This window comes from Alteromonas sp. ABH4_454, assembly GCF_056311775.1.
Genome location: NZ_CM149972.1, coordinates 3,474,847 through 3,489,982, shown reverse-complemented (window position 1 = coordinate 3,489,982; position 15,136 = coordinate 3,474,847). Strand labels below are relative to the sequence as shown.

9 protein-coding genes and 1 tRNA gene are annotated in these 15,136 nt (G+C 45.8%); 5 read left to right on the top strand and 5 right to left on the bottom strand.

Features of this window, described 5'->3' with window-relative positions:
• Positions 1 to 95: 95 nt before the first annotated feature.
• Together ACYX4W_RS15255 and metG are read right to left on the bottom strand one after the other, a co-directional pair.
• Positions 96 to 935: a mechanosensitive ion channel family protein gene (locus tag ACYX4W_RS15255; RefSeq protein WP_476056361.1), complete on the bottom strand. Its 840-nt coding sequence runs from the start codon at positions 933 to 935 to the stop codon at positions 96 to 98.
• 454 nt (positions 936 to 1,389) lie between these two features.
• Complete coding sequence (metG, locus tag ACYX4W_RS15250; protein ID WP_476073731.1) at positions 1,390 to 3,417, bottom strand: methionine--tRNA ligase; 2,028 nt, start codon at positions 3,415 to 3,417, stop codon at positions 1,390 to 1,392.
• Between the two features lie 108 nt (positions 3,418 to 3,525).
• Here metG and apbC point away from each other — a divergent pair, with 108 nt between their 5' ends.
• The 4 genes from apbC to ACYX4W_RS15230 all read left to right on the top strand — a co-directional run bounded on the left by apbC (position 3,526) and on the right by ACYX4W_RS15230 (position 7,247).
• The gene (apbC, locus tag ACYX4W_RS15245; protein ID WP_476073730.1) at positions 3,526 to 4,632 is read left to right on the top strand and encodes an iron-sulfur cluster carrier protein ApbC; all 1,107 of its coding nucleotides are present in this window, start codon (positions 3,526 to 3,528) and stop codon (positions 4,630 to 4,632) included.
• Between the two features lie 233 nt (positions 4,633 to 4,865).
• Positions 4,866 to 5,459 (top strand): dCTP deaminase, encoded by a 594-nt coding sequence (gene dcd, locus ACYX4W_RS15240; RefSeq protein WP_179983793.1) that lies wholly within the window; start codon positions 4,866 to 4,868, stop codon positions 5,457 to 5,459.
• Positions 5,460 to 5,597: 138 nt separating this feature from the next.
• A complete protein-coding gene (locus tag ACYX4W_RS15235; protein WP_476073729.1) occupies positions 5,598 to 7,034 on the top strand; it encodes an SLC13 family permease in 1,437 nt (478 codons plus the stop codon).
• 136 nt (positions 7,035 to 7,170) lie between these two features.
• Positions 7,171 to 7,247 (top strand) — tRNA-Pro (locus ACYX4W_RS15230).
• Between the two features lie 369 nt (positions 7,248 to 7,616).
• Here ACYX4W_RS15230 and ACYX4W_RS15225 read toward each other — a convergent pair.
• The 3 genes from ACYX4W_RS15225 to ACYX4W_RS15215 form a co-directional block, all read right to left on the bottom strand.
• Positions 7,617 to 9,935, bottom strand: coding sequence for a GH92 family glycosyl hydrolase (locus ACYX4W_RS15225; protein ID WP_476073728.1), 2,319 nt, complete (start codon positions 9,933 to 9,935; stop codon positions 7,617 to 7,619).
• Between the two features lie 55 nt (positions 9,936 to 9,990).
• A complete protein-coding gene (locus ACYX4W_RS15220) occupies positions 9,991 to 10,701 on the bottom strand; it encodes a FadR/GntR family transcriptional regulator (protein ID WP_476073727.1) in 711 nt (236 codons plus the stop codon).
• A gap of 124 nt (positions 10,702 to 10,825) precedes the next feature.
• The gene (locus ACYX4W_RS15215) at positions 10,826 to 13,558 is read right to left on the bottom strand and encodes a TonB-dependent receptor (protein ID WP_476073726.1); all 2,733 of its coding nucleotides are present in this window, start codon (positions 13,556 to 13,558) and stop codon (positions 10,826 to 10,828) included.
• A gap of 332 nt (positions 13,559 to 13,890) precedes the next feature.
• Here ACYX4W_RS15215 and ACYX4W_RS15210 point away from each other — a divergent pair, with 332 nt between their 5' ends.
• A complete protein-coding gene (locus ACYX4W_RS15210) occupies positions 13,891 to 15,126 on the top strand; it encodes a sugar MFS transporter (RefSeq protein ID WP_476073725.1) in 1,236 nt (411 codons plus the stop codon).
• Positions 15,127 to 15,136: the final 10 nt, after the last annotated feature.

The following is a 15,136-nucleotide window of genomic DNA, read 5'->3' as shown; positions in this document are numbered from 1 at the left end:
TAGGTTGCTGTATCAGATCACCGGGCTTTAGCGTTTATAAGCTAATTTGAAGGGGAGTTGGAGATAGCTTAGCAAGCTACCTCCATATTGAGATTTTAATCGTCACTTGCTTTATACAAATGCACATCTCGCTGTGGATAAGGGATGCTAATACCTTCTTCATCAAAAGCTTTTTTAACCTTTTCCTGCATATCCCAGTAATAAGGCCACAAGTCATCTGTACCGACCCAAGGTCTAAACATCAGGTCGACCGAGTTATCACCTAGTCCACCTACACAAATTCTAGGTGCAGGGTCGGTCAATGAGCGCTCGTCCTCTTCAAACAAACGCTGCAAAATATTCTTTGCTTTGTCGATATCGTCATCGTAGCCAATACCAAAGGTCATGTCGCAGCGGCGTTTATCGTATACGCTAACGTTAGTTAATGTGGCGTTAGATAGATTCCCGTTGGGAATAACAACACGCCTATTGTCAAAGGTGTTGATTACAGTATAGAGAATTTGTATTTCTGCTACAGACCCTAGATACCCTTCTGCTTCAATGGTGTCACCCACTTTAAAGGGTTTAAAAATCAGTATCAGCACACCGCCAGCAAAATTAGCCAGGCTGCCTTGTAATGCTAGACCTATAGCCAAACCTGCTGCCCCAACTACGGCAATAAACGACGTGGTTTCAATACCTATCATAGAAGCAACAGAGATCAACAACATGACTTTTAACACGGCACTAATAAGCCCGCATAAAAATTTGTTTAGCGTGGGATCCTTTTTACCTATTCGGTGATCCAATAGGTTTACAAAACGATTCACCAACCAAAGACCCACCACCAAAGTAAGAATAGCCAATAGCAATTTGGGGGTATAAGTCATCACCAGTGATATGGCTTTTTCGGTTAATTCCGATAAATCGATATTAGTCCCGAACAAATCTTCCATAAATACCTCTTTCAATGATTAAACACCGTGACTACGTTATAAAAAGAATGATAGATCGCCCTGAATTACAACGAGTGGAGATGTCCCTTTGATGGTTTGCGGTTGTTAGCTTATTTTGCGATAGGGCGATAGGGCGATAGGGCGATAGGGCGATAGGGCGATAGGGCGATAGGGCGATAGGGCGATAGGGCGATAGGACGATAGGGCAAAATGGAAAAAGGGAAATAGCAAATTACGGAGTAGATTAAAGACGGGGTTAGTAATGATTGAGTTAGATGATGCTGAGGGCGAAATAATGAGCTTGCACGATGATGGAAATGTACCTTCAACCTATCAATAAGATTTTAGGCTACACGAATCAGAGAACTTTATTATCAGCTAAACAAAAAAGGTGACATTCCGTCGCTTTAAAGCGCTGAATGTCACCTTTCTTCAATGTTGAACATTATAAGGTTTACTTAACGCGCATACCCGGCTTTGCACCTTCGTGCGGCTCAAGAATATATAGCTCGTCGCCACCTGGGCCTGCGGCTAGTACCATGCCTTCACTTAAGCCGAAACGCATCTTGCGAGGGGCAAGGTTCGCTACCATTACAGTATGCTTACCGATCAGGGCTTCAGGTGAGTAGGCCGACTTGATTCCAGCAAACACTTGCTTAGTTTCGCCGCCTAAATCTAACTCTAAGCGTAGAAGCTTGTCAGCTTTTTCTACGTGCTCGGCGTTAGAGATACGTGCAATACGTAAATCTACTTTCGCGAAATCATCAAACGAGATAGTGTCGCTAATAGGGTCTTTAGCAAGCGGGCTGTCTGGGTCGATAGCCGGTGCTGCTGGCGCTAGGCTTTCTTTTGAATCTTCAACCATGGCGTCAATTTTCTCCATTTCTACACGCTGCATCATCGGCTTAAATTTGTTGATGGCGTGGCCTTTCAATAGGGTTTGCAGTGAATTCCAGTCAAACGAGTCGTTTAGGAATTCTTCTGCTTTTTCTGCAAGTACTGGTAGTACAGGCTTTAAGTAAATCACCAACAGACGGAACATGTTAATACCTAGCGAGCACACATCGTGTGTGAACTGCTGCTTAGTCTCGTCTTTAATGGTTACCCAAGGTGCGTTGTTGTCGATGAACTGGTTTGCTTTGTCAGCAAGGGCCATGATTTCGCGCACGGCTTGGTGGTACTTACGCTTTTCGAAAAGTGCAGCAATGTTCTCTGATGCATTTTGGAACTCAGCAATTAGTTCTGGCTCGATCACGTTGTCAGACAGCTTTCCGTCAAAACGCTTAGTGATAAAGCTTGCACAGCGGCTTGCAATGTTAACCACTTTACCTACCAAGTCTGAATTCACTTTTTGTGCGAAATCAGTAAAGTTAAGGTCGATGTCGGTAACCCCGTCGCCTAACTTAGACGCAAAGTAGTAACGCAGATATTCTGGGTTTAAGTGGTCAAGGTAGGTACGGCCTTTAATAAAGGTACCGCGCGACTTTGACATTTTCGCACCGTTTACGGTTACGAAACCGTGAATGTTTACGCCAGTAGGCTTGCGGTATCCCGCACCTTCTAGCATGGCAGGCCAGAATAGGCAGTGGAAATAAGTAATGTCTTTACCAATAAAGTGGTACAGCTCAGCATCAGAATCGGCTTTCCAGAAATCGTCAAACTCTAGGTTATTCTGGTCGCAGAAGTTTTTGAAACTAGCCATGTAGCCAACTGGCGCATCTACCCACACGTAGAAGAACTTGTTCGGCGCACCTGGAATTTCAAAGCCGAAGTAAGGCGCATCACGGCTGATGTCCCACTGTTGAAGACCTTCAGTGAACCACTCTTGTAGCTTGTTTGCCATTTCTTCTTGCAGTGCACCCGAGCGGATCCACTCTTTTAACATGCCTTCAAATTTTGGCAGGTCGAAGAAGAAGTGCTCAGACTCACGTAGTACTGGTGTAGCACCCGATACAACGCTGCGCGGGTTTTTAACTTCAGTTGGGCTGTAAGTTGCGCCACATACATCACAGCTATCGCCGTTTTGATCTTCTGCGCCACAGCTTGGGCAGGTACCCTTAACGAAACGATCTGGCAGGAACATTTCTTTTTCAGGGTCGAACAGTTGGTTAATAGTGCGCTTGCTAATGTAGCCCGCGTTATCTAGACGAGTGTAAATTTCTTCACACAATGCCTTGTTTTCTGGCGAATGGGTTACATAGTAGTTGTCGTAATCAACGTGAAAATCAACAAGGTCTTGGTGGTGTTCCGCACGGGTTCTAGCCACCATTTCTTCTGGTGTAATGCCAAGCTCTTGGGCTTTAAGCATAACCGGTGTACCGTGTGCATCGTCGGCGCAAACACTGTAACATTCGTTTCCGCGAAGGCGCTGAAAACGAGTCCAGATGTCGGTTTGAATGTGTTCTAGCAAATGACCTAAGTGAATAGAACCATTTGCGTATGGCAACGCACTGGTTACCAGAATTCGGCGTTTTTCTGACATAATGACGTTATTGATTCTTTGCGTTTCAAAATGGCTGCAAATACTAGCGGAAAACCGCGTTTTTTGCATCTCGTAATTCACACAATTCTACTACTAGTAAGGCATTTTATGTTCTTTTCTCGCAAAGCAGAGCCGCTAACGCAGAAGGTTGCTGCTATTTTAGCCAAGTATTTCTCGCTAGACGTAGACGATACCTTATCTTGGTGTGCTTTTAGCCAGCCAGAAAATGAAGATGCAGGCGTTACGGTTACTTTGCCATTTTGCATTGCTACACAGTTAGATACGCTTAAACAAGAAGTGCTTAACCAGCTAAAAGGGAAACAAGGTGCCGATAAGCTTACTTTTAAGCAAAACGTTGCCAGTGGCGACACTGAAGTTGCCCCTGTTACTAATATCAAAAATATTATTGCGGTAGCCTCGGGTAAAGGTGGTGTGGGCAAATCTACAACCAGTATCAACCTTGCATTTGCTCTTATGCAAGAAGGAGCGAAAGTTGGCATTTTAGACGCCGATATTTATGGGCCGTCTATTCCCATTATGTTGGGCAACCCCGATGCACACCCTGAAAGCGAAGACAATAAGCACATGCAGCCGCTTATGGCACATGGGCTGGTAGCAAACTCCATAGGTTATTTAGTACCGCAAGAAGACGCGGCCGTATGGCGCGGACCCATGGCAAGCAGGGCGTTAAAGCAATTATTAGATGAAACCTTGTGGCCTGTACTCGACTATTTAATTGTTGATATGCCGCCTGGTACCGGCGACATTCAGCTTACTATGGCACAACAAGTTCCACTAACCGCTTCTGTGGTAGTGACTACGCCCCAGGACTTAGCGCTAGCCGATGCCCAAAAAGGCATAAGCATGTTTGAAAAGGTCAATGTGCCAGTACTTGGGCTTATCGAGAACATGAGCTATTACCAATGCAGAGCCTGCGGCACCAAAGACTATGTATTTGCAAAAGACGGAGGAGAGGCACTGGCTGAGCGCCATGGTTTGCCACTGTTAGGGCAGCTACCCCTTGATATTCATATTCGCGAGCATGGCGATGCCGGCACGCCTTTGTTGCTCGCCTCGCCCGACAGTGACTTGAGTGAAAGCTATCGTGAGGCAGCTAGAGCAATGTCTATGCAACTAGCGCTTACCGTTGAACCACGCAAAGGAGCGGTTAAACACATTAAAGGCGACCCAATTGGCATTCTTGGGAAAGATTGAGAAAGAGTAGGGGTCAGTAATAACAGGTAGCGCACAATAGTGATGTACGTTTAGTTTAAAGCCTAGTTAGATGCTGAACCAAAGAAAAATAGAGGCAGGTTTTGGCACTTAAATTCAAAATTAGCTAAAACTTTATAAAAATTGCGCAAAAGCAGATAAAACAAGCCCTTGAGCAGTTGAATGCATGCGGTGACATACGCATAATAGCGGCCTAACGAAATGAGGAATACACCATGCGCTTGTGCGACCGCGATATCTACCAACATCTTCAAGATGGGAAAATAAAAATTGAGCCTACACCTAACTATGATCAGATTAGCGGTGTAACAGTAGATATCCGCCTTGGTAACAAATTTCGTGTGTTTGAAGATCATCAAGCGCCGTTTATCGATTTAAGTGGTCCAAAAGCGCAGGTACAAGAAGCGCTGGACCACGTGATGAGCGACGAAATTGAACTAGAAGAGGGTAAAGCCTTCTTTCTACACCCTGGTGAACTAGCGCTTGCTATTACCCACGAGTCGGTAACGCTGCCGGACAATATCGTTGGTTGGCTAGATGGGCGTTCTTCACTGGCGCGCTTGGGCTTAATGGTTCATGTGACGGCGCATAGAATCGACCCAGGTTGGTCTGGTAACATCGTTCTTGAGTTTTACAACAGCGGCAAATTGCCTTTAGCGCTTCGCCCTAAAATGAAAATAGGGGCACTTAGCTTCGAGGTGTTATCAGCCCCAGCTGAAAAACCTTACAACGCCAGAGTTGATGCGAAATATAAAGATCAAGCCGGTGCAGTTGCCAGCCGTATTTCGTCAGACGACGAAAGTAAGTAAAACAATCTAAAAACAATTTTTTTGGAAAAGCCTCGTGCGTTTCCCGCTAATTACTGATAGAAAATATAAGAGCAATAATTAGGGCCTATAGCTAAGGCCCTAGCACTTATAATAAAGCGATTAGTAACGGGAAGCGCAATGCACACAAATCCTGAACCCTCTTCAGATTCTCAACAACGACAGCCAACACGTAAGAACACTATTATTCTTTTCGCGTTTATCGCCTCTGTTCTTAGCGGTATGAGCTTATGGGCTGTACATCAGCCCAGCGAAATTATATTTACCGCTGCGATCACCCTTTTTGTAGCAATACTTTGGGTAACCGAAGCGCTCCCCATTCCCGCTACTTCGCTTCTGCCATTCGCGTTATTTCCATTATTCGGCGTGCTGTCGCATAGTGAAGCTGCGTCTGCCTTGGGAAGTCATGTCATTATTTTATTAATGGCAGCTTTCATGCTTTCAAAAGGGCTTGAACGTGCCAACTTACACAAGCGATTTGCTATTTACATGCTGCGTGTAACAGGCAGCGGCAGCCCGCTTAAACTGGTACTGGGCTTCATGCTCACCACCGCAGTCCTTAGTATGTGGATTAGTAACACCGCCACGGTGCTAATGATGTTGCCAATGGCCATTGCCATTATTAATGCGGTCGATAACCCCCGATTTGGCGTGGCCCTTATTCTGGGTATTGCTTATTCCGCAAGCTTAGGCGGGGTAGGAACACCAATTGGCACACCACCTAATATTATCTTTATGAGCGTGTATGAAGAAACGCAGGGTATGGAATACAGCTTTATCGAATGGATGAAAACTGGCGTACCGATAGTCGTTTTAGGTGTGCCTATTATGGCCTTGTGGTTGGCACGCGGAATTAAAGAAGTGGGCAACATCGATTTGCCTGTACCTTGTGCATGGTCAAAAGCAGAAAAGCGTGTACTTGCCATTTTCGGTACGGTAGCAATGGCGTGGATCTTCAGACCTTTTTGGACCGCTTGGATAGGCGTGACCACCATCAGTGATAGCACTATAGCCGTTGCAGGTGTTGCAGCTATGTTTTTCACCAATAGCGGCAATGACAACGGCGAAGTAGACGCAAAAGGTAACAACGACAAGCTACTTGATTGGAAAACGGCAAACGATATTCCTTGGGGAATGCTACTACTATTTGCAGGTGGAATTTGTATTGCAAAAGCGTTTATGTCATCGGGTTTAAGCGTGTTGATGGGCTCTTGGTTAACTGGGCTCGCAACCTTGCCTGTGTTGTTACTAGTACTGGGTATTTGCTTATTCGTGACTTTCCTAACGGAAATTACTTCAAACACAGCAACGTCTACTTTGCTTATGCCAATATTGGCTGCAGCTGGGCTAGCGGTAGGCGTTGACCCTAAATTACTTATGATACCGGCAGCCATAAGCGCAAGTTGTGCCTTTATGCTGCCAGTAGCAACAGCGCCTAACGCCATTGCGTACTCAACTGAAAAGTTCGATATTAAAACCATGGCAAGAGAAGGAATAGTGCTGAACGTGCTTGTGGCCTTAGTGGTAACCGCAGTGTGCTACGTTACCTTGGCCTGATATAAAATAGCGTGCAACTAGGTGTTTTAATGTAGAATTTTACAAAGATGGTTAGCAATTGAGCGCTTAAACAGGCTTATTGCTAAATTCCGTTGCATTGTGAACAAATTTGAGTAGACTAACCCGCTCTTTCGGTCGGTGTGTAGCGCAGCCTGGTAGCGCACTGTCATGGGGTGTCAGGGGTCGGAGGTTCAAATCCTCTCACACCGACCAACTTCTCTTTTAAAATCATCCCTTTACGTCAATTTTCGGCTCTACCCCATAAACGGGGGAGCAGCATTCACCTTACACCTTAAAGCAGGAGGGGTAAGCACACCCAAACTCGGAGCGCAGCACCGTAGCGCAGTTCACTTACCTGTCTCGACCACATCGATTTTTCATACGCCTGGTAGAAGCGCAGGGACGTCATGTTTAATCTCGCTCGTTACAAGTGTTTCATCACTAGGGCATGCCCTAGAAATCTCAAAGTCATGTAGGAAGGCGGCATTATTCACCTCAATAACCGATTACTCGCAATCACCGAGCAGCTTAAAAAGCAAATAATGCCGTTTGTGTGCGCAAAAATGCGTCAAATTGATAGAGTCATTCCTGAGGAGTAGACGTCATCTCAAGCTTTAGCGTACCACCTTGGGTAATTTCGCTGTGCATCAGATAACGTCGCTTAAGTGGCTCGCCGTTTAACCATGCAGCTTTAATATAACGATTTTCATCGCTGTTATGTACGGTCTCAATCGTAAAGTTTTTACCGCTGTAGTAACGCTCATCTAAAGTAATGGTAATACGGTCAAAAATAGGGCTGCCAATTTGATAAATAGGATTTTGTCGCGCGCCACCATCTACTTGGAAAAGTCCAATTTTCATCAGCACAGCAAGTGAGCCCATTAAGCCTTGATCTTCGTCACCGTTGTAGCCATGCTCTGGCGACAAGTTTTGATAAACTTCATTGACCACCTCTCGCGCCCAATATTGTGTTTTGCTTGGTTCACCGAGTTCATTAAAGATAAACGCGGTTTGAATTGAAGGTTGATTACCGTAGTTGATGGGAATACGGCGATACTCTTCGTGGGTTTCCTGTGCGTGAGCCGTACCCGAGGTAAAACCGAGTTTTCCAGCAGTTTCAAAAGCGTCGTTCAAGCGTACGGCGGCGATTTTTTTCCCGCCCATTAAATCGGCAAGCCCGGCGATATCGTGGGGAACGTACCATGTCATTTGCGCTGCGTTCGACTCAACAAAACCGTGGCGGTATTCGAATGGGTCAAAGTCGGCCTTCCACTCTCCATACTCATCTTTCGGGCGCATGTAACCTGTCTCGGCATCATAAATATTTTGATAGTTAAGACTGCGTGCTTTCAACCATTCCGCGTCATCATCTAAACCTAGTTCTAGGGCTAACTGTCCTAACGTCCAGTCTTGATAGGCGTATTCAAGGGTTTGTCCTGCTCCATCGCGGTGGAACGCGTTGCTTTCAATTGGCAGCGGGTAAGGCACAAAACCCTGTTCCATGTAGTATTCTAATCCACCCCCTACGGCAGTATCGTGTTCATAGCCTGCGTGGCTCATCATACCGCCGGGCAAGTGATTCTTTTTAAGCGCTTCATAGGCTTGCAGTGGGTCAAAATCATGAATACCTTTTAAATAGGTACTAACGATAAAAGGCGTAGACGACGCCCCGGTCATGACATACGTATAGTTGCCACCAGAAGGTCCTCTGGGCACGTAGCCGCCATCTTTTGCTATGGTGAGCATAGAGTTTGAAAAGTCAGATGCCACTTTGGGGTAGGCCAACGGCCACAAGGTTTGAATCGTCCATTGCGCGCCCCAGAATGAATCTGAGTTGTGGTGATTGAATTTGGGGTCGTGTTGCGCATTTAATGGTAGTTGCTTGATTTGTCGCTCTGGACCTGTTTGGTCTGAATAACGGCCATCTACGTCAGAGATTATTCGACGCCCTTGAAGTGCATGAAACAAATCAGTGTAAAATCGTCGGCGAACTTGTTCACTCCCACCTTCGACTTGGATTTTGCCTAACCATTCATTCCAAGTTTCGCGAGAAGCTGCGACGGTTGCATTGAAATCCCACCCAGGTAATTCAGACTGCATGTTATTCTTGGCGCCGTCCTCATCTACGTAGGAAATAGCTACTTTCATCAGCACGTCATTGGTAGCGTCATCCAATGTTAACAGGGCTGCTGTGTCATTGACGTCAAGTTTGGCAACAGACTTATTTAGCTTGATATAGAAAAATACCGGTGTTGGGCGAGGACGTCGAATAGTCGGTGCATTAATCACAGATCCACTAAACGTGGTGTCATCGATTTGAGTGAAGCTGCCTTTAGATAACGCCGAAGGACCAAATTGGCCCTGTAAGTCGAGCAATATTTGTTTTGGCCCAGCTTGGGTATATTCGTAGTGGTGAAAACCAACGCGTGTGGTGGCGGTTAACTCAGCATTAATGCCATAGCGCTCAAGCACGAGTGAATGATAACCAGCGGCGACGCTTTCTTTGTCGTGGCTAAACGCTGAAAAATAGTCATTTTCTATGTCCGCGAGTGGGCGCTGTTGTGATACAGGCAGCACAGATAAACCAGACAACTGCCAAGCGTGAACATGGTTGAACCCTTTTACTTCTTCTGTTTGATATCGGTAACCGCTGCCCCATGCGCCGTCAATTTCAGTATCGGGGCTAAGATTCACCATGCCGAAGGGGCGTGTTGCTGAATTAAAGTAAAACCAGCGTGAGTTAGCTGAATCTAACCAAGGCCATACGGCATCAACAGGGGCAAGTTGCTCACTAACCGCTTGTTGTACTGAAACCGGTGCTTCTACTTTATCCGATTCTCCACAGCCAGTTAGCGCCGCACTGACAAGTAACGCTGGAACAGCGCAATGCGTTAATCGCATGTCTTTCTCCACGAAGGTTGCGATCACTCACGCCGATACATTAAGCGTTAGGAAACTAGTCGTCGTTTAAGGTACACTCTGAGAACTCATTGATGACTCGCTGAATATGGGCTCTCATTGCTTGTCTTGCGCGATTTTCGTCTCTGTTTTGTAATGCTTCTATAATCAGGTGATGATCTTCAATTATTGGTGACGCACCACGACTGCGAATTAGCGTGTCGAAGGTGGTATTCATTTCAGACCGATTACGCAGCGACCACAACCAACAGATGATCTCGTAGATACTTGAGTTTCTGGTTGATTGTGCGATCAGCTCATGAAAACTTCGGTCATAACTGTGTGTTTCTGCTAAATCCTGACTCTCAAGATTTTGCATTTTCTTTTGAAACACTTTTAACTGATGAATTTCCTGATGGGTAATACGCTGAGAGGCTAAAGCAGCAGCTTCTGACTCAAAATACAAACGGGCTTCAAGAATTTCAAATGGGCCGGGTAGGTTGTCTTCAAAGTTGAGTTCATTGCGGCCAGATTCAGCGATGACATACACACCCGAACCCGAACGAATTTCCACAATACCACTCACTTCTAACGCAATCATCGCCTCGCGAATAGTTGGGCGGCTGACATTGAAGGTTTCCGCAAGTTTGCGTTCTGCCGGCAGTTTTTCACCGACACGTAGACTACCCTGACTTATCATCTCGAGAATCTGTTCAGCGATTTGCAAGTAAAGACGCTTGCTCGATAAATCATTAATTTGAAATTGCATAAATGTTGTTTTTATCAGAACCTGTTAATACTTACACTTTAGCGTGTTACTGCTCAGGTGGTCAATTTACATGACCAAATAAAAATAGTGGTTACCTAAAAAGGTAACCACCTAAACACAGCTATTAGAAGCTGTAGGTCACACCCATGAAGTAGGTCGAACCAAAGGTCGCGATAGACTGCAAACGTGCCTTCTCGAAACGAGTTCCACGCTCGTAATCGCCGTTCACGTTAATCCCTTCTAGCGACACTTTTACGCCGTTTTCAAACTCGTAAGACATAGAAATATCCACTTGCTTTCTGGCGTCGAGTAGGCTGCCAGGGTTAGGCACAAGCGCACTACTATCTCCGTAGTTTTCGCCCGTTTTAGAACCGTCATTCAATGAGTATTCGCTGCGATAGTTCATCGCGATACGAATGGCGAAACCACCGTTTTCATAGTAACCAATAAGGTTAGCTGTGCGCTCTGATGAACCAAGTAGCGGTTGCTCTTCTTGTGGGTTATCTGCGTCTAGCAAGGTATAGTTGGCAATCATACCCAAGCCGTTAAATGGTGCAGGTAGGAAGTCAAACGACTGGTTGTACGCAAGCTCAATACCGTTGATCTTCAATACGCCGTCGGTTGCGCGGTTACGAGTTATGTTATAAATGTAGCCGTCTGTACCGCGACATTCACCGGTAGCTGAGTCAAAAGACACATCCGCCAACTGGAAATCACCTGGACATACCGCTTCTGAAATAACTTGGTTCTTCACGTCTTTTCTAAAGTAAGCCAAGGTCAACGCGCTTGATTCATTGAAGTACCATTCAGCACTCAAGTCATACTGATTTGCGGTTAATGCAGGAAGGTCGAAAGAGCCTTCTGATACATTCACAATAATATCAGTGCCATTATCTTGGGTTGCAATCTCGCGGCCGAAGCTCGCGGTTTCACCAATAATTGGGCGTACTAGCACTTTACCCGCAGCGGCACGAATTACGATGTCATCGGTTAAATCATACGCTAGGTTTAAGCTGGGTAACCAGTTGTCGTAATCAAAGCTGTTTGATGACGGCTCGGCAGAGTCGCCACCGATGTCTGTGAATGCGCCAGTAGTAACTTGAATACCGCCGTCATAGGTCACGGTGTCTACCGTACGGTCGGTTTTTGCGTAACGCATACCAATGTTACCGCGCAGGTAGTCGTTGCCGAAGTCGAGCTGGGCGTAAAGGTTAGTAATGTTGCGATCGATTTGGAAGAACCCTGCTTCTTGGAAGTTAGGCTCAATGGTCAAACCTGAGTCATCAAAGGCTTTTAGATAAGCGTCAACATCGGGCAATACATAGTTCAAGTTCAAGCCAGAGAATTCACCACCAGTAAAGTTCTTAACGGTATAACTGGCTTCTGCCACAGTTGGGAAGGGCGCAGTATAAATATCGTCGTCGCGGAAGTTGCGGTCATAACGTGTACTTTCAGTATCTAGCGTTTGTCTGCGATGTTTGGCACCAAATTTCACGGCTTTAAAGAAATCGCTTTCAAGGTAATAGTTGAAATCAACCTGCGCAGCGAGCTCGTCAGTGTCGTAGGTTTGCACTTTACCTGAAATGTCATTACGGAACAGGTTGTCCAACGCCCATGAGTTCGGTTCTGATACTGGGTTCAGCCCGTTAGACGTGAACACAGGGTTATTGGAATCCATGTCGACTTCAAGGTCAGAACGAATACCCAATACGATTGCGCGTTCAACAATATCAATACTACCAGCGGTATAATGCAGTGCACTGTTCATTTTGAGCTTGTCTGAAATCATCCAATCAGAAGTACCAGTTACTGCGTAGCTGGTGCGTTCTTCAGTTTGACGGGTGTGGTTCGCTTCAACGCGGATGTTTTCAGCAAGAATCTGGTCAACGGTGTTGTCTGTTTGACCTAAAAACGTCAGCGCTGGCTCTGGATCACCACCACTAAATAGCGGCACCAACTGTTGGAAGTATATCTTACGTTCGTCTTGGGCAAGAATACCTGTCAGGCCAAATTCGAGGGTGTCACTGGCAACATATTGAATCGCGGTGTTCAGCAAATAGCGTTGGGTGTTGCCGTCTTCACGGCGCAAACGAGGGCGGTTTGTGCGCTCCAGCGGAATACCATTTTCTGCATAATCACTTTCACCATCGCCGTCTGCATCAACATCAGCAAATCGCTGGCTGTACATGAGATCATAACGGGTATCGAGTTCTTGATAACCGAAGTTTAGCAATACACCTAGGTTGTCATTAAACTGGTCAATATAGGTAAAACTTGCTCCAGGCGTGGTACTGCTGCGATCTTCTGAGTAGTTTGCTTCTACTTTCGCTAGCATTTTTCGCTCTGAATAGTTGAGTGGCTTGGCTGTGCCTATGTTAACCGCACCAGACAGTCCACCTTCATCCATAGATGCACTGGGAGTTTTGAAAACTTGAATTTCTGAAGCGAGTTCCGACTGCACAATATCAAAGCGGAAGCCACCGTCAAACTGAGCGCTGGCGAACGCTTGACCGTTCAGGGTTGTTGCCGCGTATTCGGGGCCTAGACCTCGAATACTGATTAACGCACCGCGTCCGTTAGAACGCTGAATTTGAATACCGGCAATACGTTGAATCGATTCGGCGATATTCTCATCCGGAAAGCTTGAAATGTCGTCGGCAGAAATGGCGTCAGAAACACCTACTTCATAACGCTTCATCGACAATGCTTTTGTAACACTAGAACGAATCCCTTTAACTTCTATCACTTCAGGATCTTGTAAGTTTGTTTCTTGCGCGAGCACCGTAATAGGTAATGCCAATGCTAATGCAGTGGCTAACGGTGTGAGTTTGCGTTGGGCCCCAAATCGGTTTTTCATGCTGTCTCTCCCAGTCTTATGAATAATTGGTAAGGCCGGATCAGTATAATCACAAGAAAATGGTTTTCACAACTAAATTTTTACAAAAAATAAACGAAAGTTACACTCTGTAAACTAAATTAACTCATTCGATTATGTTGAAGATAACGCTGTTGTTGCTGGACGCTGCGTGATTGATAATAACAAAAAACTTTTTAATACATTGACTTGTATTTATTTTTTTGTTTTGTTTAACCCCTTTGTTGCAATGTTGATGGTCTTCAATTACCCTTTGTAAGGTGGCCTTACCAAAAACATATGATGCTACCTAATTGTGAACATAAAGGTGACCAATGGATACAGTAAGTAAAACACAAGCCTCAATAGTGAAGTCTCATTCGCCATTATTAGCGATGAGTGCGTTGTTTTTTTTCTGGGGCTTTCTGACAAGCTTGAATGATGTCTTGATCCCTCACCTTAAAAGTGCGTTTTCACTGAATTACACCCAAGCCATGTTGGTGCAATTTGCTTTTTTCGGCGCTTACTTCCTTATTTCTCTGCCTGCCGGCAAGTTAATTAGTCGTTTGGGCTTTAAAGCCGGCATTATCGCGGGTTTATTAACCACAGCTGTGGGGTGTGTGTTGTTTTACCCCGCTGCAGAAGTGAAGTTGTATGTGTTTTTCTTAGGGGGGCTATTTGTTCTCGCCAGCGGAATTACGATATTACAAGTGACGGCAAACCCCTATGTAGCGGCGCTGGGTGATGAAAAAAGCGCATCAAGTCGACTGAATTTTTGTCAAGGCTTGAACTCGGTGGGGCACACTGTGGCCCCCTTCTTTGGTGGTGCGTTAATCATTGGGGCGAGTCAGCTCGACGGGCCTGCTAATCCAGAGTCGGTACAAATTCCTTACTTGTTGATTGCATTAGCGCTGGTTGTGGTGGCGATTGCATTTAAGCGCTTCCCACTACCTAAAATTGCCGCAGAGGCCGAGCAACCTGCAAGCCTGCAAGGAGAGGCTGTGAAAAAACTCACGGCTCATCGTCATCTTGTTTTGGGGGCCGTAGCGATTTTTTTGTATGTCGGTGCTGAAGTATCGATCGGCAGCTTCTTGATTAACTTTTTAAGTAGCGATGATATCGCTGGTCTCACTCATAAAGATGCGGCGAGTTATTTAGGGCTCTATTGGGGCGCTGCTATGGTCGGGCGTTTCGCTGGTGCTTACATCATGCAGTACATCAAAGCATCTTCTGCGCTCACATTTAACGCACTTGCAGCTATTGTTTTACTAGTGGTTGTTATATCAGCCAGTGGCAGTGTCGCCATGTGGGCCGTGGTATTAATTGGTCTGTGTAACTCCATCATGTTCCCGACTATTTTCTCACTAGGGATTCGTGGTTTAGGCGGCGCGACGGCCGAAGGTGCGGGCCTGTTGTGTTTGGCTATTGTCGGCGGGGCGATTTTGCCCGTTATCCAAGGCGTTGTAGCCGACACCCTGAGTATTCAGATGAGCTTTATCGTGCCCTTGGCTAGCTATGGGTTTGTCACTTGGTATGCACAAAAAGGCAGTAAGCTGCCAAATGAACAATAGAGAGTTGGGT

What these genes read in the sequence shown, in the direction of transcription:
- apbC (WP_476073730.1), top strand. Translation starts at nt 3,526, where the DNA reads ATGTTCTTTTCTCGCAAAGCAGAGCCGCTAACGCAGAAGGTTGCTGCT.
- ACYX4W_RS15220 (WP_476073727.1), bottom strand. Translation starts at nt 10,701, where the DNA reads ATGCAATTTCAAATTAATGATTTATCGAGCAAGCGTCTTTACTTGCAA.
- ACYX4W_RS15255 (WP_476056361.1), bottom strand. Translation starts at nt 935, where the DNA reads ATGGAAGATTTGTTCGGGACTAATATCGATTTATCGGAATTAACCGAA.
- ACYX4W_RS15235 (WP_476073729.1), top strand. Translation starts at nt 5,598, where the DNA reads ATGCACACAAATCCTGAACCCTCTTCAGATTCTCAACAACGACAGCCA.
- metG (WP_476073731.1), bottom strand. Translation starts at nt 3,417, where the DNA reads ATGTCAGAAAAACGCCGAATTCTGGTAACCAGTGCGTTGCCATACGCA.
- dcd (WP_179983793.1), top strand. Translation starts at nt 4,866, where the DNA reads ATGCGCTTGTGCGACCGCGATATCTACCAACATCTTCAAGATGGGAAA.
- ACYX4W_RS15225 (WP_476073728.1), bottom strand. Translation starts at nt 9,935, where the DNA reads ATGCGATTAACGCATTGCGCTGTTCCAGCGTTACTTGTCAGTGCGGCG.
- ACYX4W_RS15210 (WP_476073725.1), top strand. Translation starts at nt 13,891, where the DNA reads ATGGATACAGTAAGTAAAACACAAGCCTCAATAGTGAAGTCTCATTCG.
- ACYX4W_RS15215 (WP_476073726.1), bottom strand. Translation starts at nt 13,558, where the DNA reads ATGAAAAACCGATTTGGGGCCCAACGCAAACTCACACCGTTAGCCACT.